Below are 26,557 nucleotides of genomic sequence, written 5' to 3'. Positions count from 1 at the left end.
CATATTTTAAGATTGATTTCACTATATATTGGACAGTAATCATGATAAAGTTCCAAGTTTGATAAAAAATATATATTTATCATCTCTTTAGAAATATATAGATTACGTTAAGCAATTAGGCTGGTGTAAATTCCAAAAAATCCAATGTTTCCCATTTAAATATGATAGAATAGAAAGATATCTAAAGAGGAGGAAAAACTACTGAACTCAAACACAAAACAGTTTATTTATGATATCCAGAAAAAAAAGAACAATTATATGGAAGATGTATTAACAGCAATACAACACCCTAAAAAAGAGCAATCTGTACAGGTCATTCAAAATATAGTAGAGAAGATGGATATGATGATTAGTTTAGTTACTACCTACATGACTATTGAAACAGAATCTATGAAAGAATTAAAAGAACTTCAGGAAGAAATTATTCATGCTCAAGCTTATATTCAAAAACGAAAATTTGAAGAAACACAGAGATAAAACCCTGTGTTTTTATCCAGCAGTCTATGACGCCAATCTTTTATGAATCAAACTAGATGTAATTTGATTCTCAATTTAACTCGCGTTATGAAGTTTTGAGAATCCCTTAGCGTATAAAAACGTTAAAATGTGCGTGCTCCCCCTTTGTAACCTTAAAATTCATTCCAGCAATTCCTTACAACATATATTTATATATACAAACTCTAATCACAGACAAAGGGAGAAGAATGTTTATTATTCTCCTCCCTCTGTCCATTAACTCTACTTGATTATAGCTCTGTAACCTTTTTTATTCATCTCGTGTTATTCTACGAATAGTTTAAGGTATAAGTACTTCTTATTTGATATTTAGTGCTGATTCACTGAAAACATATATTCTTTGTATGTTTTTCGTGTGGATAAAATAAGCCCCATCATTAGCATGTTCGAAAATAAAGAGCTTCCGCCATATGATAAAAATGGAAGTGCAATACCTTTGACAGGCATTAATCCCACAATCATACCGATATTTTGAAAAAATTGTAACATTAGAACGCCTACAATTCCTGCGCATAGTAAGGTACCGAATAAATTATCTGCGGAATTACCAATTATAAGTATTCGGGAAAGCATTAAGAAGAATATACATATTATAAAAGTGGCAACTATAAAACCGCCTTCTTCGGCAATTGTGGCAAAAATGAAATCAGTATGTTTTTCTGGAATATAAACATTTCCAGAACTGAAGCCTTTTCCTTCTATCCCTCCACTACCTACTGCTAAAAGTGCTTGTTGAGTTTGATATCCCTGATCTGTATACTGAAATGGATCTAACCAGCCTAAAATTCGCGATTGTTGGTGGGGCTTTAATAAAGTAACTAACTTATTGAAGAAAATATCTGGATATTTTACGTATATAAATATTAAAGCAGACAATACAGTCATCGGAATCCCTGCAAATAGTATGATTAACTTTTTTTGAATTCCTGACATAAATATAATGCATGCAATGGCTGCTATATATAGGAACACCATTCCCGTATCGGGTTGACTATATACAAGTAACGCAGGTGGAATAGTTATCAAACATATTTTACCAATCAAAAGTAAATCAGTTTGAAATGTCCGTGCCATATACTGTGCATTATGTTTTACGACTAAACTTGCGGCCAGAAGAATTAAGGCAAGCTTAAAAAATTCAGCTGGTTGAATAGCACCAATAATTGGAAATCTAAACCATCTTTTTGCCCCTAATATTTCAGGTGTAAAACTTGACACTGGTAATAGCTTTAAAATGATAATTGAGATGAACCCCACAATATAAATCGGCCAAGCTAATTTTTGTAATTGATCTAAATCGATATTGGCAACAATTAATAATAGAACAAAACCTATGGCGTAATTTACCATTTGTTTCATAGCAAAATTTTGGTTACCATATTGCCCGGTTTGCTGACTGCTGTATATTGCAACAATACTGGTGATACATAATATGAATAAAATGAAGATTAGTTTCTTATCTAATTTTTTTAAAAAAACTATTTTCCCCACCATTTCAACCCCCTAGACATTGTGGTATTTACTTTTTATAGGAACTATCCTGTTTTTTATGTGTACATTAACATTTATTAATATAATTTTACAATAATAAGGAGATATTGAACATTCTCAAAATTATCCATACTGATGAGGCTACTTTAAAAGGTGACTGATTAGTGTGGATAAGGAAAGTTTATTTAAATGGAGACATTATGAGCCTAATATTATTTTGTTGAACGTGAAATGGTACCTACGGTAAAACCTAAATTCTCGTGGCTTGGTGGAGTGCTTTTTAAGTCCTGCCTACTTTGCATGAGTCACTCCAAACTCATCTGAACCAGGCATGTAGTCAGACCATTTTTAGAATACGGGTATCACTATGACCTGGTTTAATAAATACTTCACACGAATCTTAAAATTCGTACATTATAATTTTTCTGAGTTACTCTTTGAATTTTTTCGGAGAAGTTCTTCAATAACCTTTGCTTTTTCATTCACCCTTGTTGCATATGTGAAATCACCATAACAATATGGATACCTAAAATTTTTTTTATTTCCACCACAAGTGTACATCTCTGGATTTTGATCAACTTTCATCTTAGAAAAATTTTTGGCCGAGTCTTCCGAGTGTTGTTTAACTTCTTGACTAGCAATAAAATCAATATACCCTGGTCCCATATTATAGCTTTGAATAATTGTCTCCATGCTAACATCTTTTTCCGTTCCATATTTGTACATTTGAGCAAAGTATTTTACCCCTTGTTTAATGCTCAAACTTGTCTCTTGAATTTCATTTGGCTTTAATCCCAGTGATTCAGAAGACTGCATAGGGTCGTTTCCCTCACCTCTACTCTCTTGGTACATAATTCCTAATAAAACTGCTGTTTTCTCTCCTAAATTATATTTTTCTAATTCTTTTTTCAAGGTAGACTCATATTGCAATACACGTTTTTCGGCAGCAATCACTTTATTTCTTTGAATATTGGTTTTATGCTTTACATAAAATATTACAAGCATGGTTCCTAAACCTAAAATACTTATAATGAATAATATAATAAATCGTGATTTAATCGTATCCTTCATACATTACTCCTCCTCGTATAAAAAATTCGTACCTTTTTGGGTTCAAAATTATTTTTTTAGGTGTAAATTTTAATATAGGAATTTAAAGGAAAAACAACCGCCTGAATTGGAGGTTGTTTCAAGGCGGGTTATTCTTTGAATCGTTTCCTTCTCCCTACAAGTATCACACTTTTTTTTTGAAACTTTTTGTTCTTTGTTTTGCCCAATTGATACATTTCTTTTCAATTAAATGATACGTTAATATAGAACAAAGTATTGTCGTTGTAATACATAAGATAAGAAGAAAAAGGGTAGGTATCTTTGCATACAAAAGTTTAAAGAGTACCATCGTGATTGGAAAATGACATAAATAGATACTATATGAAATTTCCCCTAAATATACAAATACACCCTTATTTAAAATAGCTTTTACCTTTAGGTTATTCATTGCCATAATGATTATTATACTCACACCAATTACGACACCCCAATCTTTTAATAAGAAAGTAGTATCATTACTAGAAAGCCCATAAATCATAATGGAATATAGATATAGAAAGATCCCTAATACGATAAGAAGTTTTCTGTTTAAGTTTTTCATCCTTTTATATAATTGAGTAAGTTCTTCCTGATGTTTAAAAAGTAGCATTCCAACCATAAACATAGATGTGAAATGCAGTGTATCGGCATAACCATTATAAAACCCCTCAGCTTTCCCAATATGCAACTTATTAAGGAAAATACCGATTAAAGAAAAGCTCATAGCAAACAGTATCGTTTTCTTCCAACTCTGTTTATAAAACAGAAGGAATAACAAGGGAAACACGATAGATATACGCATTTCTTGAGCTAATGACCAGATAACCGGATTATAATTATCCGTAAAAAAGTTATTAAGAAGTACAAAGTGATTCATCATATCTAATTTTGTTATAGGCCCTTGCCACTTATCATAGAACCAATCTCGCAGTCCCGTAACTTCATATGATGAAAACAAAATAAATAAAGCAAAGGTGATAAATATCCAAAAATAATAAGGGATATAGATTCTTACAAATCGCTTAATTAAATATCCCCAATAATTCGTTTTTGAATGATAGAGTGCCATAGATAGCACAAAACCACTGAGTACATAAAAAATGATTACAGCTTCTCCACCAGCCCATAAAAACCTAAGAGGCGATAGTTTTATAGAATTAGGCAATGATGGTAGCATTAAACAAAAATGTCCAAATACAACTGTTATAGCCGCTAATCCTCGTATTGAGTCTAATTCGTTTATTCTCTTACTCATAAAGTGTTCTCCTTGTAAATTGTAGCTTTTGTTATTAATACAGATGACTATACTAGTGTAGTGAGTGAAATAAATATATTGTGTTTATTTTTCGTTAAACTTCCGATATAAACACTACAAAAAACTGTGTATCTTTTAAAGGGATTTTTCATATTTATGCATAAATTATAAAATAAATATAAAAAGAAAAAAGAAATTTTATCTAAAAATTTTTTTAAGATTTTATTAAATTTATTAACACACATAAACATATTTACGTATTTTAAAAGCTATTTTTCCGTTAACAAAGACCACTATACTAGTGCAGTTGGAGAATTGTACATATTGTGCTTATGTTTCGTTACATTCCTGATATAAGCAGTACATATTCAATCTGTGTATCTTTTGAAGGGAATTTTCGTATTAAATTTAAAGATGAAAAGGCATAATAATCCTCTTGACTTGTACCAATGAACTTTGTAAGCTTTGTAGAAATCACACTTGTTTCAGACCAATTTTTAACGATAAATACGTAAATCGTGTAATCTCGGAGTGGGACTCCTTGTTTTGGAATACATTCAGCATAAGACAGGAATCTATAGTTGATATGAACTGTATCTGGAGATTATGTAAAGAAAAAAAGATAATCAATTGTATATCCTAATGGGTATTTAGACAAGATTGAAACTTTATATGAGTTTGATAATTGAGTTACCTTTTGTTTTTGAGCATGAGGTTTATTGCTGGGATGAAACTTATCGAGGAGCTAACCCTTTCAATACACTTTTCAACTAAATATTTTTCTTCAACAATAGACAGACCTTCATGAGTTTCTTCATTGTTTGCATTCTCTACTCCGTCAGTCTTGTTTTCCTAACTTACTGTTTCAGTCTTAACTTGAATTTCTTCCTTATAATTACAAAAAGGATATACCTAAACATTTAACTACTAGTAAAATATTTCCTTTTATTATAACTAAAAAATCAGGTCCACTTATTTGTGTCCTTAAAAATAATCATCTTTGAAAAAACAATAAATGATTGTTTCAAAGATGATTAATACGTCCCAAACCATTTTCCCATCATTTTACTTTTATTTAATGTTTATGAAATTGATAGCTCTCTTGTCCTCAGTGCCTAAAGCCACATTCACTTTATCTATTTCCTTACTTAATTCTGGTGCTTTCCCTTGATTGACTAAATTAAGATTCCCAAAAGATTTATTAAAAGATAGAATCTGTCTAGTTTTTTCTTTCCCATTTATTTCTTTAAATACTGTATCATCTACAATTAATAGGATTACGTTGGATCCACCACGATGCGGAGATAGCCATACATCCCCTTTATATTGAACATTCATTTTTTTCTGATCAAATGTTAGTTCTTTCAAGCCTTTATATTCTTTATTTGCAAATAAGATAGTTTCATCTTTTTCTATTTTTGGTAACGAATCAATAGGGACTGATGATGTAAGCCCCTCGTTATTATCTCTTTCGCGTATAAGTCCCTTTTTATTCATTTTTTCAGCAGTTGTTCTACTAATAAATAGTAAATTACTAGTAGCAGTATCCATAGAATCCTCAAAATTAGCCGGTAGCTTTATGTCGAGCTTGTTATTATCTATCGTCCCTTCTTTTAATTGATATAGGTCTTGTGAGCTTGTTATATCTTTGTATGAGTCAATTATAGAGCTTCTTGTTTGTTCGTTTATCGCTCCTACTTCTATTGAAATTCCATTTGCTGGAGAGTCTTTTGTACCAAATAATGAACACGCTCCTAACAAGGTAATCGAAATACCAGATACTATTAATAATCCATATCTTTTTTTCATCCTATATTCTCCTTATTTTTATTTTTTTGAATTAAATTAAATGATTGTTTTATACATTTTCTTCAAATATTGAGCACGAACAAAGTAAAAGTATATAATTTGTAAAACTAAGAAACAAACCAATACTATAACGGAACTATCCAAGACTGAAAAGTTAGCTAACTTTTGCAAGGCCATAAAAGCTACGACACTATGTGCAACTGCTATTACAATGGGTAAAAAGAATAGTAATGCAAGTTGACGTGACACAATTTTCTTTAATTCAGGTTTACTTAAACCAACTTTTGCTATCATTTTATATTGCTGCTGATTTCGTTCTAAGTCCGTGTATAATCGGAAATATAAAAAACTTGCAGCAAACGTAAAGAAAACAATGCCTATTAATACACTCATAATGGATGCAAGTCCAAAACCTTGTTTCATCACTATCCATGTAGATATTAAAGAAGAAAAATTATATTGTTCGTTGTATAATACAGGCTCATGTATACCTTCATTATCTTTCTGAAGGGTAGTCACAATTTTTTCAGCAACTTTTTTCGTTTTCTCCCAATCCTTCACAATAAAACCATTAATAGTAGATTCACCATGATGATTCTCTGGATCGACTATCATTTGTTTATATACAGCGTCTGGTACAATAATTGTCGTGACGGTTGTATCTTGTAGTTCTTTCGGAGTTAGTATTTTATCTACATGCATATCTTTTTTTATATTTTCATGCAACAATTGAAAGTTATTTTGATCCGATTTCGTATTTGCGAATTTTCTTGCAGGTATGACAAAACTATCATTTTCTTCTTTTAAGCTTTCTTTTTCAAAACCAAATGCCTCAGCTAACTTATTATAATCACTTAGTTTTATAACGCTTAATAATATATTACTGTTATAAAGGGTATCTGGAATTTGTTTTATGGAATAAGCTACTTGTTTGAGTTTAAACCCACCATTATTGAGTTCGCTTTCTATTCTTTTTAGATGCTCTTTTTCTAAAAGATTATTATTATAAGACTTATAAGAAAATGCAAAGGGACTATTTGATTCAGCCATGGATGAGTTACCTAATCCCATACAAGTTCCCACTGCAGTGAAGGCAACAGCAGATATAATAGTGACCATAAAAAACATTTTTGCATTATCTTTTAATTGATACACTAAATCTGAAATGGTGAGTATGTTTGTTTTATTAAAGAAAATATTTTCTCTTCTCTTTAATATACGTAACACATACACACTGAGCTGTGTAAATAAGAAGTACGTTCCAAGTACAACAAAGCTCACCCCTATCGCCATCATGAATAATACATATTTTACATCCTTATATTGAATTGCGTTAACACTATGAAAAACAGTCGTATATCCTAATCCAATACAAGTTAGCGCGAACAAAGATAACCAAAGGGATGCTTTTGGTTCAGGCTTTGGCTTTTCTTCTGCTTTTATTAATTCTACTAATTGCTCTACATTTACTAGTCGAGAAGTGAAAAGTGAAATAAATAAAAATAATAAGAAGAACGCTCCAAATGTTATTCCAATTGCTTTAAAGGGCATGTAAAATGGGAGTCCGTTATCAATCATTAACAGATTGTTGCTCATAATTAAGATAAACTTAGAGAACGCCAATCCAATTGTAATTCCTGTTAAAATAGAAGCGATTCCAATTATTATATTTTCAATAAATACTAATTTATTCAACTGTGTACGTGACATCCCATGTAGCATTAGAATTCCAAAATCTTTTTTTCTTGTTTTTAAAAATGCACTTACAGAATATAAGATAAAGAAGAATGAGAAGAAAAATATTAACCCCTGCGATATCTGTAATCCTGACTTTGCAAATGTATTGATTGTTACACTGGTAGCAAGATCGCCTTGTAAATTAGGATGAAATGCAAGTAATGCATAGGTAAAGAAAATCATAATAGCAAACGTACTACTTAAAAAATGAGCCAAATATGTTCTTTTACTACGAATAACGTTATTAAATGCGAACTGTCGAAAAGTCATTTGCATTTCCTCCTAATAATGCTAAAACCTCTAGAATTTTTTGATAGAATACTTTACGATTATCTCCACAATAAATCTCATTGTATAACTGTCCATCTTTGATAAACACAATTCGATCACAATAACTTGCAGCTATTGCATCATGTGTCACTAACATCATCGTTGTGCTATTTTCTTTATTAAGCTTTGTCAATAATTCCATCACATCACTAGCAGATTTTGAATCCAGATTTCCTGTAGGCTCATCCGCAAGTAATAATTTTGGATTATGAATAGTAGCACGTGCGATTGCAGTTCTTTGTGCCTGCCCACCAGAAATTTCATACGTACGTTTATCTAATATTTCAGTTATCCCTAGTTTTTTAGCAATAGCTTCTACTTTCCCTTCCATTTCTCTAGGACTGACACCATCAAGTGTAAGTGGAAGAACAATATTTTCTTTCACTGTCAATGTATTAAGGAGATTAAATGATTGAAAAACAAACCCTAATTCACGTCTTCGAAATAAAGACAGCTGATTTGGAGATAACAGATACGGATTTTCTCCATGAATTAATACTTCTCCTGATGTTGGAGCATCTATAGTAGACACCATATTTAATAGCGTTGTTTTACCACTCCCAGAGGGTCCCATAATTCCTACAAATTCACCTTTGTTTATTTTTAAATCAATATGGGATAATGCTGTATAAGAAATTTTCCCAGGATAAACCTTCCCTAAATCTGAAACATGTAGTATTTCCACAAGTATTTCACCTTCCATTTCTCTTTTCGATACATGAAGTGTAACCTATATATAGTATGTCTCATATCGATTTCCCTAACAGTTATCTAACAAGTTTGTAAGATTCAAAAGAAAAACCGATGAAAAGTATACCTTTCATCGGTTAACGAGATGCATACGGGAATATGATTCTAACTTTTGTTCCCTTACCTACCTCAGATTCTAGCTCAATCTTATGATTTAATTTTTCACATACTTCTTTAACAAGATATAATCCCATTCCCGTAGACTCTTTAAATTTCCTGCCATTTCCTCCAGTATAAAATGGATTGAAAACACGTGGTAAATCAGCAGTAGGAATACCAACCCCATGATCTTTTACTTCCAAAATAATTGCTCGTCCTTTTGAACACGCCGATACTATTACTTTTTCTTGCTTACTTGATGAATATTTAATTGCATTTGACAGTACTTGATTGAGTATAAATCGAAACCATTTCTTATCTGTTTCTACGATAAGATTTGGATCTACTTTTACCTCTGGATACACATAACTACGTATAAATAGACGTTTATTTTCATGAATAGCAGAATCAATCATTTCCAATAACTTCAATCTGTCCACATGAAAATCCTGTTCAAATGTTTCCAAACGAGCAACATATAAGACCATTTCTAATCCTTTTTTGATTCTTTCCGTTTCTTCATTAATACTGTCAAATCGAGATTCATCTGCATCTTGTGTAATTAACTCAATAATAGAAAGAGGTGTTTTCATTTGATGAACCCATTGATTCATAAAAGTCATTTGTTCTTGTTGTTTTCGTTCCCATTTTTTTAATTGGTTTTGATAATATTGATATTGAGTTTGTAGTAATGTTTCTAAGGCCATTGATAAGGGAGTCAAATCACTATCTTTTATTGATTCATTTAAACCTTCCATTGGTGTTGATAGGCGCTTGTAGAATGAACGATGGCTATAAAAGCGATATATTAAATAACCCATTAATAAAAAAACACCCAAAAATACAGAATATAATGCTGTCAAAATATGTGGATAACCATCAAACCAATATATAAAAAGAATAATAAGCAATTGGGCAAATGTATAACAAATAAGTGGAATATGTTCTTGTAAAAATAATTTCATTATTCCTTTCCTTCCTTCTCCCAAGTAGCATGTAAACGATATCCAGCACCACGAACTGTTTCCAGTGCGTTTTCGATACCTAAATCTTGCAATTTCCTTCTAATTCTACCTATGTTTACACTCAATGTATTTTCGTCTATATATGAGCTATCCCATAGTTGTTCTAAAATCACTTCACGTTTTACAAGGAGCGGAGACTTCGTTATCAATATTTCTAATAAAGTTGTTTCTTTTCTAGTAAGTAAAATTGTCCTATCATTTAGTTGAAGTTCCATTCTTTCTGGGAACAGGAATAATCCCGATTGCTCAACTATCCGTTCTTTTACTTTAGGAGCATATTCACCGTATGCTCTTCTGAGTTGACTACGGATTTTAGACATTACAACCTCATAATAGAAAGGTTTCGTAATATAATCATCACCACCATTTTCTAAAGCCATAACTTGATCCATCTCTCCACTCCTTGCAGATAGAAATACAATTGGACAAGTAGAAATTGCTCGTATTTGGCGACACCAATAATAACCATCAAAATTAGGTAAATTTACATCTAATAGCACTATATCTGGTTTTATCTCTTGAAATATTTCTAAGATATTTTCAAAATCCTCTATAATAACACTTTGGTATCCATATTTTTTTATATGAGCTCCCAGTAATTCAGCGATTTTCATATCATCTTCTACAATCATGATTGTATTCATTTTGTACTCTCCTTTAATTTAGGTGTAATTTTTATAGTTCGTTTAGCATTTTATGTTTTATTTATTTATTTAAAAAAGATGATATCTTACATACCTCCTCAAATGCAATGAGTATCCAATAAAGCGTATATTTGTTGTTACTTAATTAATAAATTCAATAGGGATTGTTTCTATCTTTTTTCTTCACTTAAGTCGATTCTTTTTAAAATACACAAAAAGACCGTCACAGTATTGTGACGGAAAAACGGGGAAATTTTAATAACTAATTACTATTTTCATTTATTTGTCGCTTTTAAAGCATCTAACACTATCTTGGTTGCTTCTGCAATAAGCTTATCATCGTATTTAGCATCCTCTTTATCATGATTAGAAAGTATCGCAAGAACAATTGGCTTTTTATTTGGTGGCCAAATAATTGCGATATCATTTCGGGTTCCATAAGATCCTGAGCCAGTCTTATCAGCTACTTCCCATCCTCCTGGAACTCCAGCACGAATTAAGTTGTCTCCCGTAGTGTTCCTTTTCATCCAATCTATTAATAAATCCCGTTTCTCAGTTGAAAGTACATCTCCTAGTGCAAAAGCCTGAAGGCTAGTAGCTAATGCCTTTGGGGTACTAGTATCATGTACGTCTCCTGGATGCACTTCGTTTAATTCTGGTTCAAAACGTTCAGGATTCGTAACTGTATCTCCTATTTCTCTCAATGATTTTTTGAATTCACTAGGTCCACCTAATTGTTTAAGAATAAGATTTTGTGCAGTATTATCACTATACCTAAGGGAAGCATCTGCAAGCTCTTTTAGAGTCATACCTGTATCAACATACTTTTCTGTAATTGGATTGTAATTAACAAGATCTTCACGAGTATACAAAACTCTTTGATTTAGATCTTCTATTGATTTCTTTTGTAAAAGTACTCCCACTGCTAAAGCTTTGTGGGTAGATGCGTATGCAAACCGTTTATCTGATTGATACGTAACGGTTTGATTCGTATCAGTGTCCAATGCATAAATACCGAGTTTAGCATCAAATTCTTTTTCAAGCTTAGCAAAAGAATCATTACCAGTAGTTTCTTGTTTGATTTGATTTGTTTGTTTCGTTTGTTTAGGTGATTCAGATTGAGTGTTACCATCAGAACAGCCTATAAGCGTTGCACATGAAAGAAATACTAAAGGTACCATCTTTTTGTAATGTAAAATGTTAAAAAACTTGTTTAAGACTATCATACATTTTCAACCTCTTTCAAGAATATATGGTTTTTCTAGGTGTTATACATATCGATACAATTAAAGAGGATATCGGATATCACTCTTCTTGCATCTCACTTTTCATAAAATGAGCGAACTATAATGAACACCTGTTTTATACGTATACTTAATAGACAACCTAAGTAATAAGTTTGTTCCATACATTTAACAGTATTTTAAATCAACAACAAAGCTATTAACAAAAAATAACAACTATGATAGCTTTCATTTCCCATTTCAAATCAGGTTTTATTCAATTCCTTCTAGTAGCGATCACCATACATCATCATCAAACTAAGTTTTTTAAGTACCCCCTAAATAAAAATTTTCTTTCTCTACAATTAGTTATTTTGAGAAAGAAGGTCCTTTTTTTATTTTTGGGATGTTTACTTTTCTTAAATTGATGAGCATGTGGTGCTACCCCATCGCTATCAAGCTAAGCTTATGCAAAATCAATTTTAGACGAGATTGTTTCTTTTTTCTAAAGGGCAAGTGTAGGTGATTGAAAGATTTGCATACGAAATAAACCCTAACGGGTTTCACTTTTTTGAATTAAGCGGCTTGATTATCAGACAGGGTACAATTGTAAACGACACCTAATATATCAAAGACCGTTTTTTTCTCATATCGATGAGATTTCCGCCCGTTTTGCTGTAGGAGGTTGAACAGGCGAAGTAACACCCTTGATAGCTCTTGGGTGTTTTTTTGTATAGTTTGGAATAGAAGAAGAAAATAGTCTTTAATCATATATATGGCTTTATACTCACTAAGCTCTCGTTTTTTCTTCATGAGGAGCAATTGACGCATTTGAAACATGATAGAAGAACAGAGTAGAATGGCAATCAATTGACCATATAAATGGCACTCCAATCTTTCTGATTTTATCTTTTTACAATGATGAATTTGAAAGAATGAATTCCACGTTTTAAATAAAATTTCGATTTGCCAACGCAAAGAATACCAGTCATGTACCTGTCCCATCGGGACAATATCTGTAGGGGTGTTTGTCATATATACATTGATACCACTGAGTCGTTTACTACGAGGAGAATACTTCATTCCTTTCTTTTTTTCTCTTACAGCTTGATCTTGTAATCGTTTTTGTTGTTGTTCTTTTGTTAGTCGATGAACAATCACACGAGTTGGGACTTTATCAGTCATTCCTACATAAGCGTTGGATATTTCACATGTTTGTCCTGGTTGAAGAGAGTTCATTAAAACCTCCATATCTATCTGGATATACTCTGTACTTTTCTTGATTCTGCCATCTTGAAAATAATCAGGGTTAGGATTCTTTTGATAAATACGTGTATTCGATTTGATACGTGAGATATAATAAGCCTTTTTATCTTGTATATGTTGAAGATCTTTCAAATGAAAATAACCTAAATCTCGGATACATAAATCATTCGCTGACACATTTGGGACACACAGAGAACCGTAGGTTCGATCATGTTGTTTACCTGGGCCAGTATGAATATGTAGGAACTGTCCACTTAACAAATCATACTCAAGTTGAATTTTTATCCCAGCTGTATGGCTGCATCCTCCTGCACCTGGATAAACGAATGTAAAGGGATCTGGGAGTTGAAATGCGGTTGAATCTAAAATACGAATACGCTTGAAAACAGAATTGTATGGAGAAGAAATCGGAATAGATGAGGCCAGTTTTTGGGTTAGTAGTTCAGCTAATAGGTGTTGTAAAAATTGGACAGCCGCTCGATTAAATCGTTGATTCAGCCCCTCAGGACTGATGAGCACTTCTGTTGATGCTTCCAAGCAGCTAGATAACTGAGTTAAAGAAGTCGTAGCGACATTTTGGCTCATCCATACACATAAAGCGACTAAATCTTTTTCTTGGTATTTACTGGTTCGTTGTACAAAACCAACATCTCTAGCAAGATCTCGCAAGATATTTGGAGATAAAAAGCTTTGAATCTCTTGAGCAAATAGTTGTAATTCGTTAGACACAGAAACAGACATAAAACACGCCATCCTTTCCTATGATTCTACAGAAAGAATAGCGTGTTTTTTCGTTATTTTATAGTAAAATAGGTCTCATGGTATGAATGTACAATTTAGATATTTGCCCAATGAACCATATGCTTTTAGAACTGAGAAAGACCTTGAAATAAATAAGTTATATATTTTAAGACAGTAATGTTCCAAGCAGTATAGATGGGAACGTCAAGAACTTAAATGATTTAAGATTCACACTATATAAAAGTTGAAGTATACGACTAAGGAAAGAGTGCTTTGCAGTGTGCTGCATATTCAAGAATTAATCTTACGTAGGGAGTGCTTATATGAAAAGCATGAAAAATGTAATATTGCTAGTAGTATGTTTCATATTTTTAAGTGGTTGTAATCAAGTTAATGAAGATGAGGTACAAAAATATATAAAAGAAAAACACGGAATCGATGTTGTTGTAACACATATGAGCCCTTTAAATGAAAATAATATGGGACATGCATACCATACTGTGCAAGTAAAGAATAATAAAAATATTCAATTTCGAGTAGAGGTAGATGGTCTCTTCTATTCATCCATAAAAAGTGATGAATACAAATATGGAAAAAAAACATATGAGGCATATCAGAAATTCCAACCAACTCTAGAAGAAATAAAAAAGTTAGGGTACGTGGAAACTAAAACTGATAACACTCTTCAATATTTGTCAGAGGATAGAAGATCAGATGAAGGAAAACCAACTAATGAATTATTATTAACTTTGCAAATGAGTAACGAGATTGATTTTAGCCAATTTGAATCAGTAGAATTAGATCGTTTATATACTCTATTTCAACTCATCCAGAAAAATAATAAAAAGATAACAGAACTTGAAATTAAGGATTATAATGGAAAATCTTTAGGTGGACCTTTTAAAAATCTGCAAAAAATGATAACAAAAGAAGAGCTGTTATTAACAATGAAAAAAACGATGAACAATACCATAGACATTTATTTGGAAAATTGGATTAAAAATCATACAAAAATAGAAGAGAGATTAATTGCAATTCAAAACAATCGTTTTGAATTACAAGGTATTACTTATGCGAATTTGGAATATATGGATATCCGAGGATATAAGGTGAATTTAATTATTAATACCGGTAGTAATGAATTTGAAAATAATCCCCTTGTAATTAAAGATTTAATCAAGGTAACCACAATCCTTAAAGAAGAACTATATAATAAAAAATTTCAGATATATTTACAAACTAAGAATGGAACAAGATATACACCTTGGTTATCATCAGAAGAAATTAAAAAAGCTATTAACATCGAAGAACTTGTAAAAGAGCGATATCCTAAGAATTAAATTTAAAGTACTGTTGCTGTTTGTTATTTGATGGGAAAGCATGATATTTCGATTTGTTCCGCCAGCTTGCAAATTAGGGTTCAGTTGTAAAGTTTATTAACAGGTAGAAAGTTAGAATAAGTATAGTCGAATCTGATTGAAGAGGAAGTACGACATCATCTTAAATTAGGGGTACAGACACATCGCCATCAAGTTAAAAAACTAATTATCCCCCAAAACGCAAAACACGAGCTTAATTCACATAAACAACTGTAGAGAGATAAAAATTTCGTTTTGGGGGCACTTCAAAATGTTAGCTTGATGGGCATGGGGCACCGCCACATACCCATAAATATCAAAGTCTGTTCTTTATATGGACTTCTTGCCTTTAAGGTTGATGAGAAATCCTTACATACGGTTGAATCACCGTTAGTGTTACTACAAATACTGACTTATCCTTGCTAAACTCAATAAGTAAGAAACAAATCGCTCCCATCTTCTCTGCTTTCTCCAAGTAATCCATCTGGTGTTGCGCAATGTTCTTTAAATCAAAACGATTAGCATTTTCTGTAGACTTCGCTTCAAATGCTACAGCGCGTCTCTTATACACACCGTCATAGTCTACTGTACTTTTAGCCTTATAGAATCCATTTAGTACACGTCCACCTTTACTTTTTAACACCTTCACAGGAGTTAAGCGCTTGTTTATAAATACACTCCCCCTTTTTGATACATTTCATTCGATAGGTTAATAAGCTTTTCAAACGCCATTCCGCGGTTTCCTTGTCTCATCTTTATTCCTCATTTTCTGTTAAAAAGATTATTTTGTTCAGTTATTTTTCATTAATCAGAAAAAATTGTTCCATGCTTCTTACATCCTTCTTATACATTGGCATTACAAATATCTCTTCATTTCTTAATAGTTGGAACTCTACACATCGTTTTTCTTTGTTCCACCCGTAACATGCCATAGATACCACTTTTGGTTACTTTTTTTCTTCCATTTCCCTCTACCGCCTAAATAAAACTCAATATTCCGTCAATACTGTAGACACATGGTTATCTTTCTCCGATTTCCTTATATGAGCAGTTAGCTATTGCTAGCTGCTTTTTACTTATCCCATGTAATAACCTTGTTCTTTTACCTTTTCCCATTTATCAACATCAAAAATTGGGTCTTCATTGCGTTTCCGAACATAGCAATTGGTAACCAACTTTACCTTTACAAATTTTTTATCAAAATCTTTTGTCCATTCCTCAGTGTACGGTTCCTCACTAATCACTTCTTCAATTTATTGCTCTAATAAATTTATATCCATTCCCCTTTTCTAATAAAATAGCGTTTTTATTAAAAGTTCTTTGGAATTCAATAATTTAAAACGAGTGTATTTAAATTCTCTTTTCCGTTAAAATAAAAAAGATTAAATAAACGTTTTAGAAGGGATTATTAATGACACGAATTATACTTTTTGATGGGGACTGCAACTTATGTAATCAAAGTGTTCAGTTTATTATTAAAAGAGATACTAAAGAATATTTTAAATTTGCATCACGCCAAAGTAGTATTGGCATTCAGTTATTAAATCAATACAACATTAACGAAACAATAGATAGTGTGATATTTATTGATAATAATAGGGCTTATACAGGATCCGATGCCATACTGAATATTTGTAAATACTTAAAAGGAAGTTGTAAATTATTATTTATCCTTTTAATAATTCCAAAACCTATTCGAAACTTTTATTACAAAAAAGTTGCAGAAAATAGATACAAATGGTTTGGCAAACAAAACCAATGTCTTATTCCTACTCCGGATATCAAGAAAAGATTTTTAAGGTAGTTGAAAATGTTTATAGCCTACTATTCCTCATGGTTTTGTTTTCTTCTGTGACTTTTATAAAGTTAAAGTGTCCATCAAGATAACAATCATTGATATAACCCCAAAAATATATTTCATTAACTGCGCTTAAAGTAAAATTTTCATTTTTTCATTCAACCAAGTTCATAACATATTCTTTTCCCCCGATAAAATAATGATTAGGTGTCCCATGCCCATTTTATCCACTGGAAATAATATCTTTCACGTACTTACATATTAGAAACTTCATTTCTGATTCTTCTGCAATAGCAATTTTGTTCACTTTTTTGATACATTTATGAAACATTCACATGATATCTTCAATATGTTCTATTCTTTTTGAAAAACCATGTGAGAATACCAAAATAAGAAGCCCTAGAGCCCTAACTCTAGGGCCTCTTGTTTTCAAATAAGGATTTTGTTAAATATTCAATTGAACCTTTTTACACTCTCCCTGTTACTAGGCCACAAGATATTCAGAAACCTTATAAACTTGTAATACTAATGTAAGGTTTCTCAATATGAACCAATGATAGATAAAACATTTGAATGTATCAACCATAGAAATAGAGCCCCTTTTAATTAGGACTTTATTTCTATGGTTTCATTATGAACTTTTGCAATTATATCCTGCAAAGTTCAAATAATACTTCCTTTTTTGATGTCTTTAGGATTCATTCCCCATTTTATATCCCACATATTTCAGATAAAATCCCTTGTTAACATAAGTTATATCGCTGTAACAATACTTTAAATCCCACTACGTTTAGACAAAACAGGAAACAGATCTACATTGATGTCCTGTTACATAAGTTTATATCCCACACAGTTCAGATAAAACTGGACACTATGACCATGTACATGTAGGCTGGCAAAACTTTATATCTCACATGGTTCAAGTAAAACTCTATCTATACACGAATGGTGTATCTTTTGAAGCGTTAGAATACTACTGAAGAAATAAATAATTCTAATCATAAAAGCAAGTTAATATTTTTTTTGGCAGAATTTTCAATAATTATAAATTCACCTTTTCTATTTTTGGGACGTTTCATTTATAGAACATAAAAATAACATAATTTTCTCAATAAGGGATTTTATTCTTTTAATATGATTTTTTAACAATTCATGGTATATCTGAATTAAGGGGACCTTTTCGGTTGATTAGGGAGAAAAATTATAAAATGATATGGGAGGAACAAAAATGTCATTGAAAAAGAAATTAGGTGTTGGAGTGGTTACAGCCGCTCTTGGTTTGTCTTTAATTGGCGGGGGAACATATGCATATTTTAGTGATCAGGTGGTGACAAATAATTCATTTGCTGCAGGTACATTGGATTTAGCTATGCAACCAACTACTTCACTTAACTTAGAAAATTTAAAACCTGGGGACAAAATATTAAAGAAATTCAATTTAAAAAATAGTGGTACATTAGATATTAAAGATATCATGATGAAAATAGACTATACTGTAAACGACTTAAAACAAAATAATACTACAGAAGATTTCGGTAAACATATTAAAGTACAATTTCTTTGGGATTGGGATCCTGCAAAAAGCCCTGCATACGAGACAACCCTTGCAGAACTAAAATCGCAAAGTCCAGAGATTGTCTCCAAAAAAGTATTTCATTCTAAGTGGACTGAAACAGGGGGGTTAAAACCTGGGAAAATGGATTGGTTTTGGATAAAGTTTATATTTGAGGATAACGGAACAGATCAAAACGTTTTCCAAGGGGATAGTATTGCGCTAAAAATGGAGTTCCAAGCCAATCAAACAGAGGGAAAAGAAAGATAATATTACAAAAATATTGTTGTGAAAATGTAAAACTGAGCTTGTAATTTCTATAATTTGTAAAATTGGCCATCAAATATCCATATAAAAAACCAGTGATATCAGTACATGTGTATAATATCGCTGGTTTTTTTGAGTATAATATTTTGTATGTTTTTTAAAACTATTTTTCTTTCGGAAGTACAATTCTTTTATACAATTGAACTGTAATCAAGTAGTAAATTAAGTAAATCACTACGAAAATGACAAGTGGCAACCAAATTCGGAAATACGGATCAATCAAAAGCGGACTGAACATGTTCATACCAACTAATATATGAGCAATACCCACAATTGCCGGTACTAAGAATATGAAGAACAGCTCTTTATAAATCGATTGTGTTAATAACCCCTGACGGACACCGATTTTACGAAGCATTTGATAACGTGTGCTGTCTTTCGATGCGCCAGATAGAATTTTAAACATTAGGCAACTTGCCATCATTGCTAAGAACGCAATTCCAACGAAGAAGCCCATAAACATGAATCCACTGGCCATACCATGACTCAGATTATACATTTGATACGTACTACCTAATTCTTCCGCTTTCACATTTTTATATTTCGCTACCTGTAATTCATCAAGTTTTTTCCATTCTTTTAAATGTGCTCCAAAATCATCTGTTTTTCCAATAAACACAGTATTTTCTTTATCCTTCATACTATCGTATATGCTTTGGTCTATAATTTTTATTTCATGATCAGGATACATATAAGTTGGCTGGATTGTGAAGAAAGCTTCTTTCCATTGTTTTGTTTTCGTATCATCGTTATACAGTTTATACAGTTGTTTTGGCAATTTAAATGCATCCTTAGGAAATTCCTCTGAAACTTTGATCTTCTTCCTATTTTCACTATCTTCTGCTAAAGGACGATTTTTCTCTACATCTTCTTTTATATAATACACATACCGATTATCTACTTTGTAGCGATATTCAAACTTCTTTTGAAATAAGATGCCACTCAAAATTTTCTTTTCTTCCGCTGTTGGATTATGAACGACTGAATCGTAAACTTTTTCTTTATCAGTCGTCTTTAGAACGTTATTTTTAAATGCCATACCACACGCAATTCCACCAGCACCAAGGGCCACTAGGATTGCTACCGTTGCAAGCACTCGTGTTAGGCTATTAATTCGGAAATTCAATTGTGCAAAAGTAAAAGCATTCAGCCCTTTTTCACGACGTTTTTTATTACTCTTTATCTTGTTAAGCATAACTGGGAGAAGTGATCCAAATAACATGTAAGTACCGACTGTTGCTGTGATTAATCCAATACCCATGAATTTAGGTACGGTTACTAGCTCTTTTCCCTGTAAATGCGCTATATGGATTAGTGATGCATACCCAATCCCTAGCAAAATCAGACCAAGGAATGCAACTACACCTGTCATTTTTCCTTTTACAGCGATACGCTCTGTTTTTGCATCTGCATGTACAAGTTGTAATACAGAAATACGAGATAACTTCATGCTATTCATGATTGCTGATACTATAAATAGTGCAAAGAAAAAGAGGCAAGTAACAGTCATAGATGGAATATAAAATGCTTTATAATCTTCACCAGAGAATTCCAACTGCTTCATCAATAACTGACCAATACCTTCTGCAAGGCCTACACCAACTGCCATTCCGATTACAAGAGATGCGGCACCTATTACGATTGTTTCAATAAACATAAGTAAGGTAACTTTATACTTTTTTGCCCCTAACATCATGTACATACCAAATTCTTTTTGGCGAAGAGATAGTAAGAAAGAATTTGCATATAAAATATAGAAAAACGTTACAATTGCTAATAAAATGGAACCGATTTGGAATGCAATTGCAACCGTATTAGCATGTGGATTGGATTCAAGGAACGCTTTATTTAGTGCTAATGTTTGAAACATATAAAAAGTTGAAATAGATACAATTAGACCAACAAGTAAGACAATGTAATCTTGCAACTTACTTTTTAGGCCTGACATGGAAAGCTTAAATAACATGATTGAAATTCCTTCCTTACGCTTTTTGTGTGCCTAAGTTTGCAAGCACGTCTAAAATTTCTTTATAGAATTCATCACGGGTACCACCGCGATGAATTTCCTTATATAACTCACCATCTTGAATGAATAAAATACGCTGACAGTAACTTGCGCTGTAAGGATCATGCGTAACCATCATAATGGATACACCTTGCTCTTTATTTAAGTTTGTCATGGCATCCAGTAAACTCGTTGCATTTTTAGAATCCAGAGCTCCAGTCGGCTCGTCTCCCAAAATAATCGCTGGTTCATGAACTAACGCACGTGCTGCTGCTGAACGCTGTTTTTGTCCACCAGATACTTCAGATGGATACTTTTGAAGTATTGCTGAAATTCCTAACATATCAGCTACCTTTTCTACTTTCGGTCCAATATTACGTGATGGAACACCTTGAAGAGAAAGCGGAAGTGCAATATTTTCATAAATAGATAAGTTCTCCAATAAGTTAAAGTCTTGGAAAATGAATCCTAACTTTTGTGAACGGAAATCAGAAAGCTCACCTTGTTTCATTGTCGTAATATCTGTTCCTGCAATTTCAACAACGCCGCCTGTCGCTTTATCTAGCGTTGAAATTACATTTAATAATGTTGTTTTACCAGAACCAGATGGCCCCATAATTCCCACAAACTCACCCTCATGAATTGAGAATGAAACACCTTTTAACGCGTGTGATTGGTTCTCACCTTTTTTACCATAAACTTTTTGGACGTTTTTCACGTCTACAACTGGTTTCACCATATATATCCTCCTACGTTTGTTTTTTCATTTCTTTAAAATAAGTTGCTATTCTTATTTGCTACTAACAAAATATTCATGTTGTATCTACCTTTTCCAAAAGGCTGTTACGATGTATCCGATTGAAAGCTGTAAAGAAAATTTCATTTTAATTTCTCCACTCACCTCATCGCTTTGAATACATACATGATAAACTATAAAAATTAGAAAACACCCTGTAAAATCCTTAAGAATTCTTAAGTTTTATAAAAAAAAGCTTATGGAACCTGTCATTCCATAAGCCAATCTATATGATTGGATGTTCAACAATAAAGGACATCCAACCTTCTTTATATTCTGCATATATATTACCATGATGAAGTTCAACAATTCTTTTTGAAATAGCAAGTCCCAGTCCATTTCCTTGATCATCTTTTCTTGCCTTATCCCCCCTGAAAAACCTTTCAAACAATTTATTTGGATCGCTAACAGGCGGTTTCTCGACTTTATTTGATACTTTCAAAATCGCTTTGTTATCTATTAATTCAAGACATACGAATAATTCGGAAGGTTTTATGCTGTACTTTATCGCATTCATAAACAGATTTTCATAAACACGTACCATTTTTTCTATATCTATGAAGATAGGTATTATTTCTTCCGTGATTGATTTTTGAACGATTAAACTTTCCTTTTCAAATATAGGAATGTATTCTCCAACTATTTGCTCCAACAAACCTGATAGATCAACTTCATTAAAGTTTAACTTAGCATCTATACCTGATAAACGAGTATATTCAAACAGTTCATCAATTAAATATTTCAGTCTCTGTGATTTTAAATACGTGGTTTCAAGGTATTCCTGTAATTGTGTGTTACTGTTGTATTGCCCTCTTTTTAATAAATCTATATAACCAATAATAGATGTCAGCGGTGTGCGTAAGTCATGAGATATGTTAGTTATGAGTTCATTTTTTGTACGTTCTAATCGTCTTTCCTGTTCAAATGTATTTTCCAATTCCTTGGACATATAGTTGATATTTTGGACAAGTTGGGTCAATTCGTCCTTCCCCTTAATCCCAATGGTCAAACCCAGTTTTCCATTGGCAATTTCATTCACATTATCAGAAATGAGCTTCAAATATGCTATTTTCTTTCGAACCAATATCAAAAAAATTACTATAAAGTTAAAAGTTGCGAACGAGAATAAAAATAACAATGATAAATTGAATTCAAACATACCAAAATCTTCGTGTTTTTTAAATAATGGATCTATGACGAATAGCACCATAAGGATTGTTAAACCAAACGCAACAAAAAAACTAACTGCAACAGCACCCAGAAGTTTTATAATTATTTTATTTCTAAAGCTAACCCTCTTCATATTTTATACCCAATTCCCCAAACGGTTTTAATATAAATGGGATGTTTAGAATCCTCTTCAATTTTGTCTCTTATTTTTGTAATATGGACCATAACTGTATTATCTGATTTATAAAAAACCTCTTTCCAAACTGCTTCATATATTTTCGCAACGCTCAGGACAACCCCTTTGTTGCGGACAAGTAGTTCTAGAATAGCAAACTCTTTTGGAGTTAACCTTGTTTCTATTCCCCTTACCCATACTTGACGAGTATCTGTATTCACGGTTAAGTCACCAATTTCTAGAATACTTTTATTATGTTCTATGGACGTATTGTATTTTTTAAATCTTCTTAATTGGGATTTTACCCTAGCGATTAATTCTAGTGGGTTAAACGGCTTTGATAAATAATCGTCTGCACCAGAGGCTAGCCCCTGAATTTTGTCTATATCCTCAGATTTTGCAGATAGCATGATGATAGGTATATTGCGGTCTTCCCTAATCTTCATACACGCTTCAATACCATCCATATTCGGCATCATAATATCTAAAATAATCAAATCAAATTCCTTTTCTTCTAACAGTTGTAAAGCTTCTATAGCATCTTCAGCTTTTTGAGTTTTCAGACCTTCATTTTCCAAATAAACAGAGATAAGATTTCTAATCTCTTTATCATCATCGACAATAAGAATTTTTGACTCCATATGATTCCTCCATATTTTTCTCGCACTAAACAGCTAAAGACATAAGCAGGTGAGACATTTGTATCTTCTTTTTTTCTTAAGCTTGCAAACGGAAGACAAGAAATAACATAATGTATATACGTAATATCGTTTTCCCTAATGCATTGTTCAGTATTTACTACTAATCCATATACAATTAATAAGTTCCCTTCTTCTTTAAATTTTGCTTTTAGTAAAAAAATAAAATTCCTTATTATTTTCCATTAATAAAATAATTGTCTTGAGATTTCTTCTTTTAATTAATTTTTCTGCGAATACACCTGTACTCAGTCCATATTTGAGAATGTAATTTACTTTCTTCAAATCAATTCCTTCAATTATTTTGTCTCCAAGCAACCTTGAACTTGGAATAGCTGCACCAATTGATTTTTAGTGCATTATATATAGAAATGAGAAAGCGAATTGTTTTCATACCTAATCATCCCACAGGTTTGAACTCATAATTATACTCTAGAATCCAAACCTTAAGAAAAAGGGGCAAAAGTTCTTAAGAATTCTTAAGCTTTCTACAGCATTTTATCAAAAGAATATATGACCACCTTTGAAATGTAAGCGGTATCCCCAATAACACTTACTATTCGTCAATCCGAAGTACAAAAAGAACTTGTAGGAGGCACCATATCAAAAAAAATTGTACGTTTGGACACAAAATATCCGATTCCTTGTACGATAAGGGATCGGATATTTATTTTACTGTTTTATATAGTGTACAATTTCTCGCTTACGAGGTCTGTGTAGCAACCGAATCAAATCTTACGTTAAGTATTAGTGGCCATCAAAAATAGTAATGACTACTTCAGATTAACATCCATCCGATGTACAATTAAATATACCAATATTTTAAATGGCTAAATAAGACAAACGGTATGAAGAGAATTTCTACTCTTTTCATACCGTTTTGCATTTGTTTATAAGTTTCATATGAAATTCGTGGGAAGATGCAGCATTTCTTTTATAAATAAGACTCAAAAGTTACCATACCTGACAACGGAAATATTAATGTAACCCTAGTTCCCTTATTAACTTCAGAATCAATGGTAATTTTCATACCTAATTTTGAGCACAGTTTTTCGCATAGATACAAGCCCATTCCTGTACTTTTGCTAAATCTTCTTCCATTCTCTCCAGTAAATCCTTTTTCAAAAACTCTATTTATATCTTTAGTTACTATCCCTACGCCATTATCCTCTATAGTTAATATTACTAAGTTAGTTTTCTTAATTGAGTATATACGTATCATTTGTTCTTTGTTATTTGAGTACTTTATAGAATTTCCTATTATTTGATTAATAATAAATTCAACCCATTTTACATCACTATATACAATCTCATCAATACCCTGTATATCTAATTTTATTCTCTTATGAATAAAATCCCTATAGTTTCTTTTAATTACATTCCTTACTACATTATCAAGATTGATTGGCTTTATCATATAGTCTTTATTCACGTTAGAGCTTCGAGAATAATACAGAACCTGTTCAACAAACCCCTCAATCCGATCCATTTGAGAGTCAATTTTATTCGTTACTTCATTTTGATTATTTTCAATAATAAGCTTTGTAGAAGCTATTGGTGTCTTAATTTCATGCACCCATGTCTCTATATATTCTCTGTAATCCAATTGCATATCTCTATAATACTTTACATTTTCATGCATATCTCTACTTACTTCTTTTAGTATTGCGTTAAGCTTTTCCCCATGTATAAAGTTTGCTTCCTTTACTACCTCTGGAAGTAAGTATTTTTTCTCCAAGTTTTCTAATATACCGTTAATCTCATTATAATAATTTTTACATCTTATAAATTCTATAGCCATATATGAAATCAATGGAAAAAACCAAATACAAAAGACAAAGAATATGATAATGAACGGAACATGCGCAGTCAGCAATATACCTGCTAGTATGATATATACCAGTACATTTGATAGTATCACTACTATTTTATCTTTAATAAATTCACCTATATTCATGGCATTATATACCCTAAGCTTCTTCTTGTTGCAATTGGATTTTCTATACCTATCTCTTCAAGCTTTTTTCTTAATCTATTTATATTAACAGTTAAGGTGCTATCATCCACAAAATAATCAGATTTCCATAAAGTTTCTATGAGTGAATCTCTTTTTACAATATTCCCGCGATTATTTATTAAGCATGAGAGTATTTTGACTTCATTTTTAGTTAATTCTACAGACTTGTCTTGATAAGTAACTGTTGCATTTGAAAGATTTAAATTAAAATCCCTATAAATTAAGATATGATTCATCTTGAAATCTCCAGATGTTCTTCTTAAAATATTTGTTACTCTTGCTAATAGTATTTCTGTATTATACGGCTTTGTTATAAAATCATCTGCTCCTAAATTCATACTTATTAGTTCATCTACATCACTATCTCTGCTTGTAACCATGATGATTGGAACATCTGAAGTTTTACGTATTTCTCTGCATATATAATAGCCATCAAACACAGGAAGATTTATATCTAGTAATATAAGGTCTGCATTCTCACTTTCTATATATTCGATAATATGATTAAAATCTGTGGGAGCCTTTACTTCATATCCATACTTTATAAAAAAATGTTGTAATTCTTCTCTGATGATTTCATCATCTTCAATCAGAATGATTTTTTTCATGACTTTTCCCTCCCTATACAGAATATAAGGCTATTACATCTTGAGAAACAAGGTGTAATAGCCCTAATGAGCATTATA

The 26,557-nt window shown here is 31.8% G+C and carries 20 protein-coding genes and 2 pseudogenes; 5 read left to right on the top strand and 17 right to left on the bottom strand.

The genetic code is table 11. The features are described from left to right. Nucleotides 1-201 precede the first annotated feature (201 nt). Nucleotides 202-477, top strand: coding sequence for a hypothetical protein (locus ACUN13_RS26915; RefSeq protein WP_445424048.1), 276 nt, complete (start codon nt 202-204; stop codon nt 475-477). A 348-nt stretch (nt 478-825) separates the two neighbouring features. Here ACUN13_RS26915 and ACUN13_RS26910 read toward each other — a convergent pair whose 3' ends face one another. Beyond that, nucleotides 826-2,010, bottom strand: coding sequence for an FtsW/RodA/SpoVE family cell cycle protein (locus tag ACUN13_RS26910; RefSeq protein WP_341723378.1), 1,185 nt, complete (start codon nt 2,008-2,010; stop codon nt 826-828). A gap of 163 nt (nt 2,011-2,173) precedes the next feature. Here ACUN13_RS26910 and ACUN13_RS26905 point away from each other — a divergent pair. Continuing rightward, nucleotides 2,174-2,251, top strand: a pseudogene (locus tag ACUN13_RS26905) (IS6 family transposase); the annotation flags it as partial. A gap of 170 nt (nt 2,252-2,421) precedes the next feature. On the opposite strand, the gene ACUN13_RS26900 reads toward ACUN13_RS26905, so the two are convergent. The 9 genes from ACUN13_RS26900 to ACUN13_RS26860 form a co-directional block, all read right to left on the bottom strand. Beyond that, the gene (locus ACUN13_RS26900; protein ID WP_341723379.1) at nt 2,422-3,078 is read right to left on the bottom strand and encodes a lysozyme family protein; all 657 of its coding nucleotides are present in this window, start codon (nt 3,076-3,078) and stop codon (nt 2,422-2,424) included. A 163-nt stretch (nt 3,079-3,241) separates the two neighbouring features. Continuing rightward, nucleotides 3,242-4,351 carry an acyltransferase family protein gene (locus tag ACUN13_RS26895; protein WP_341723380.1) on the bottom strand — a complete coding sequence of 370 codons (1,110 nt, stop codon included), beginning with the start codon at nt 4,349-4,351 and terminating at the stop codon, nt 3,242-3,244. A gap of 1,071 nt (nt 4,352-5,422) precedes the next feature. Continuing rightward, nucleotides 5,423-6,160, bottom strand: a complete 738-nt coding sequence (locus tag ACUN13_RS26890) for a lipoprotein BA_5634 family protein (protein ID WP_341723381.1) — start codon at nt 6,158-6,160, stop codon at nt 5,423-5,425. Between the two features lie 36 nt (nt 6,161-6,196). Then, a complete protein-coding gene (locus ACUN13_RS26885) occupies nt 6,197-8,167 on the bottom strand; it encodes an ABC transporter permease (protein ID WP_341723382.1) in 1,971 nt (656 codons plus the stop codon). Then, on the bottom strand, nt 8,142-8,912 hold the full coding sequence (locus ACUN13_RS26880) for an ABC transporter ATP-binding protein (protein ID WP_341723409.1): 771 nt from the start codon (nt 8,910-8,912) through the stop codon (nt 8,142-8,144). Before ACUN13_RS26880 ends, ACUN13_RS26885 begins: the two co-directional genes overlap by 26 nt. Before the next feature lie 142 nt (nt 8,913-9,054). Then, nucleotides 9,055-10,041 carry a sensor histidine kinase gene (locus ACUN13_RS26875; protein ID WP_341723383.1) on the bottom strand — a complete coding sequence of 329 codons (987 nt, stop codon included), beginning with the start codon at nt 10,039-10,041 and terminating at the stop codon, nt 9,055-9,057. Further along, entirely contained in the window at nt 10,041-10,745 is a 705-nt protein-coding gene (locus ACUN13_RS26870) for a response regulator (protein WP_445424038.1), read from the bottom strand. Before ACUN13_RS26870 ends, ACUN13_RS26875 begins: the two co-directional genes overlap by 1 nt. A gap of 275 nt (nt 10,746-11,020) precedes the next feature. After that, the gene (bla, locus tag ACUN13_RS26865; RefSeq protein ID WP_341723395.1) at nt 11,021-11,971 is read right to left on the bottom strand and encodes a class A beta-lactamase; all 951 of its coding nucleotides are present in this window, start codon (nt 11,969-11,971) and stop codon (nt 11,021-11,023) included. A gap of 573 nt (nt 11,972-12,544) precedes the next feature. Next, on the bottom strand, nt 12,545-13,975 hold the full coding sequence (locus tag ACUN13_RS26860; RefSeq protein ID WP_341723412.1) for an IS4 family transposase: 1,431 nt from the start codon (nt 13,973-13,975) through the stop codon (nt 12,545-12,547). 323 nt (nt 13,976-14,298) lie between these two features. Here ACUN13_RS26860 and ACUN13_RS26855 point away from each other — a divergent pair, with 323 nt between their 5' ends. Further along, on the top strand, nt 14,299-15,315 hold the full coding sequence (locus ACUN13_RS26855) for a hypothetical protein (RefSeq protein WP_322371567.1): 1,017 nt from the start codon (nt 14,299-14,301) through the stop codon (nt 15,313-15,315). A 351-nt stretch (nt 15,316-15,666) separates the two neighbouring features. On the opposite strand, the pseudogene ACUN13_RS26850 reads toward ACUN13_RS26855, so the two are convergent. Then, nucleotides 15,667-16,086 (bottom strand): annotated as a pseudogene (locus ACUN13_RS26850) (Holliday junction resolvase RecU); the annotation flags it as partial. Nucleotides 16,087-16,744: 658 nt separating this feature from the next. Here ACUN13_RS26850 and ACUN13_RS26845 point away from each other — a divergent pair. Together ACUN13_RS26845 and ACUN13_RS26840 are read left to right on the top strand one after the other, a co-directional pair. Next, nucleotides 16,745-17,137: a thiol-disulfide oxidoreductase DCC family protein gene (locus ACUN13_RS26845; RefSeq protein ID WP_322371566.1), complete on the top strand. Its 393-nt coding sequence runs from the start codon at nt 16,745-16,747 to the stop codon at nt 17,135-17,137. A 1,222-nt stretch (nt 17,138-18,359) separates the two neighbouring features. After that, complete coding sequence (locus ACUN13_RS26840) at nt 18,360-18,953, top strand: TasA family protein (protein WP_086422709.1); 594 nt, start codon at nt 18,360-18,362, stop codon at nt 18,951-18,953. A gap of 160 nt (nt 18,954-19,113) precedes the next feature. Here the strand turns inward: ACUN13_RS26840 and ACUN13_RS26835 are convergent, their stop codons facing one another. The 6 genes from ACUN13_RS26835 to ACUN13_RS26810 all read right to left on the bottom strand — a co-directional run bounded on the left by ACUN13_RS26835 (nt 19,114) and on the right by ACUN13_RS26810 (nt 26,479). Then, nucleotides 19,114-20,976, bottom strand: a complete 1,863-nt coding sequence (locus ACUN13_RS26835) for an FtsX-like permease family protein (RefSeq protein ID WP_089172265.1) — start codon at nt 20,974-20,976, stop codon at nt 19,114-19,116. A 16-nt stretch (nt 20,977-20,992) separates the two neighbouring features. After that, the gene (locus ACUN13_RS26830; RefSeq protein WP_089172264.1) at nt 20,993-21,754 is read right to left on the bottom strand and encodes an ABC transporter ATP-binding protein; all 762 of its coding nucleotides are present in this window, start codon (nt 21,752-21,754) and stop codon (nt 20,993-20,995) included. A 283-nt stretch (nt 21,755-22,037) separates the two neighbouring features. Continuing rightward, entirely contained in the window at nt 22,038-23,114 is a 1,077-nt protein-coding gene (locus ACUN13_RS26825; RefSeq protein WP_322371564.1) for a sensor histidine kinase, read from the bottom strand. Continuing rightward, nucleotides 23,111-23,797 carry a response regulator transcription factor gene (locus ACUN13_RS26820; RefSeq protein WP_322371563.1) on the bottom strand — a complete coding sequence of 229 codons (687 nt, stop codon included), beginning with the start codon at nt 23,795-23,797 and terminating at the stop codon, nt 23,111-23,113. Before ACUN13_RS26820 ends, ACUN13_RS26825 begins: the two co-directional genes overlap by 4 nt. A 991-nt stretch (nt 23,798-24,788) precedes the next feature. Next, a complete protein-coding gene (locus ACUN13_RS26815) occupies nt 24,789-25,811 on the bottom strand; it encodes a sensor histidine kinase (protein WP_322371562.1) in 1,023 nt (340 codons plus the stop codon). After that, nucleotides 25,808-26,479, bottom strand: a complete 672-nt coding sequence (locus ACUN13_RS26810; RefSeq protein WP_064532237.1) for a response regulator transcription factor — start codon at nt 26,477-26,479, stop codon at nt 25,808-25,810. The genes ACUN13_RS26815 and ACUN13_RS26810 overlap by 4 nt, the downstream gene beginning before the upstream one ends. Between the last annotated feature and the right edge of the window lie 78 nt (nt 26,480-26,557).

The organism is Bacillus cereus group sp. Bce041, assembly GCF_052646455.1.
Note: the sequence above shows the minus strand (reverse complement) of the source record. Positions and strands in the feature narration are given on the sequence as shown.

Coding starts and splice junctions, on each gene's coding strand:
- ACUN13_RS26910 (WP_341723378.1), bottom strand. CDS start 2,010: ATGGTGGGGAAAATAGTTTTTTTAAAAAAATTAGATAAGAAACTAATC.
- ACUN13_RS26900 (WP_341723379.1), bottom strand. CDS start 3,078: ATGAAGGATACGATTAAATCACGATTTATTATATTATTCATTATAAGT.
- ACUN13_RS26895 (WP_341723380.1), bottom strand. CDS start 4,351: ATGAGTAAGAGAATAAACGAATTAGACTCAATACGAGGATTAGCGGCT.
- ACUN13_RS26890 (WP_341723381.1), bottom strand. CDS start 6,160: ATGAAAAAAAGATATGGATTATTAATAGTATCTGGTATTTCGATTACC.
- ACUN13_RS26885 (WP_341723382.1), bottom strand. CDS start 8,167: ATGACTTTTCGACAGTTCGCATTTAATAACGTTATTCGTAGTAAAAGA.
- ACUN13_RS26875 (WP_341723383.1), bottom strand. CDS start 10,041: ATGAAATTATTTTTACAAGAACATATTCCACTTATTTGTTATACATTT.
- ACUN13_RS26870 (WP_445424038.1), bottom strand. CDS start 10,745: ATGAATACAATCATGATTGTAGAAGATGATATGAAAATCGCTGAATTA.
- bla (WP_341723395.1), bottom strand. CDS start 11,971: ATGATAGTCTTAAACAAGTTTTTTAACATTTTACATTACAAAAAGATG.
- ACUN13_RS26860 (WP_341723412.1), bottom strand. CDS start 13,975: ATGTCTGTTTCTGTGTCTAACGAATTACAACTATTTGCTCAAGAGATT.
- ACUN13_RS26855 (WP_322371567.1), top strand. CDS start 14,299: ATGAAAAGCATGAAAAATGTAATATTGCTAGTAGTATGTTTCATATTT.
- ACUN13_RS26845 (WP_322371566.1), top strand. CDS start 16,745: ATGACACGAATTATACTTTTTGATGGGGACTGCAACTTATGTAATCAA.
- ACUN13_RS26840 (WP_086422709.1), top strand. CDS start 18,360: ATGTCATTGAAAAAGAAATTAGGTGTTGGAGTGGTTACAGCCGCTCTT.
- ACUN13_RS26835 (WP_089172265.1), bottom strand. CDS start 20,976: ATGTTATTTAAGCTTTCCATGTCAGGCCTAAAAAGTAAGTTGCAAGAT.
- ACUN13_RS26830 (WP_089172264.1), bottom strand. CDS start 21,754: ATGGTGAAACCAGTTGTAGACGTGAAAAACGTCCAAAAAGTTTATGGT.
- ACUN13_RS26825 (WP_322371564.1), bottom strand. CDS start 23,114: ATGAAGAGGGTTAGCTTTAGAAATAAAATAATTATAAAACTTCTGGGT.
- ACUN13_RS26820 (WP_322371563.1), bottom strand. CDS start 23,797: ATGGAGTCAAAAATTCTTATTGTCGATGATGATAAAGAGATTAGAAAT.
- ACUN13_RS26815 (WP_322371562.1), bottom strand. CDS start 25,811: ATGAATATAGGTGAATTTATTAAAGATAAAATAGTAGTGATACTATCA.
- ACUN13_RS26810 (WP_064532237.1), bottom strand. CDS start 26,479: ATGAAAAAAATCATTCTGATTGAAGATGATGAAATCATCAGAGAAGAA.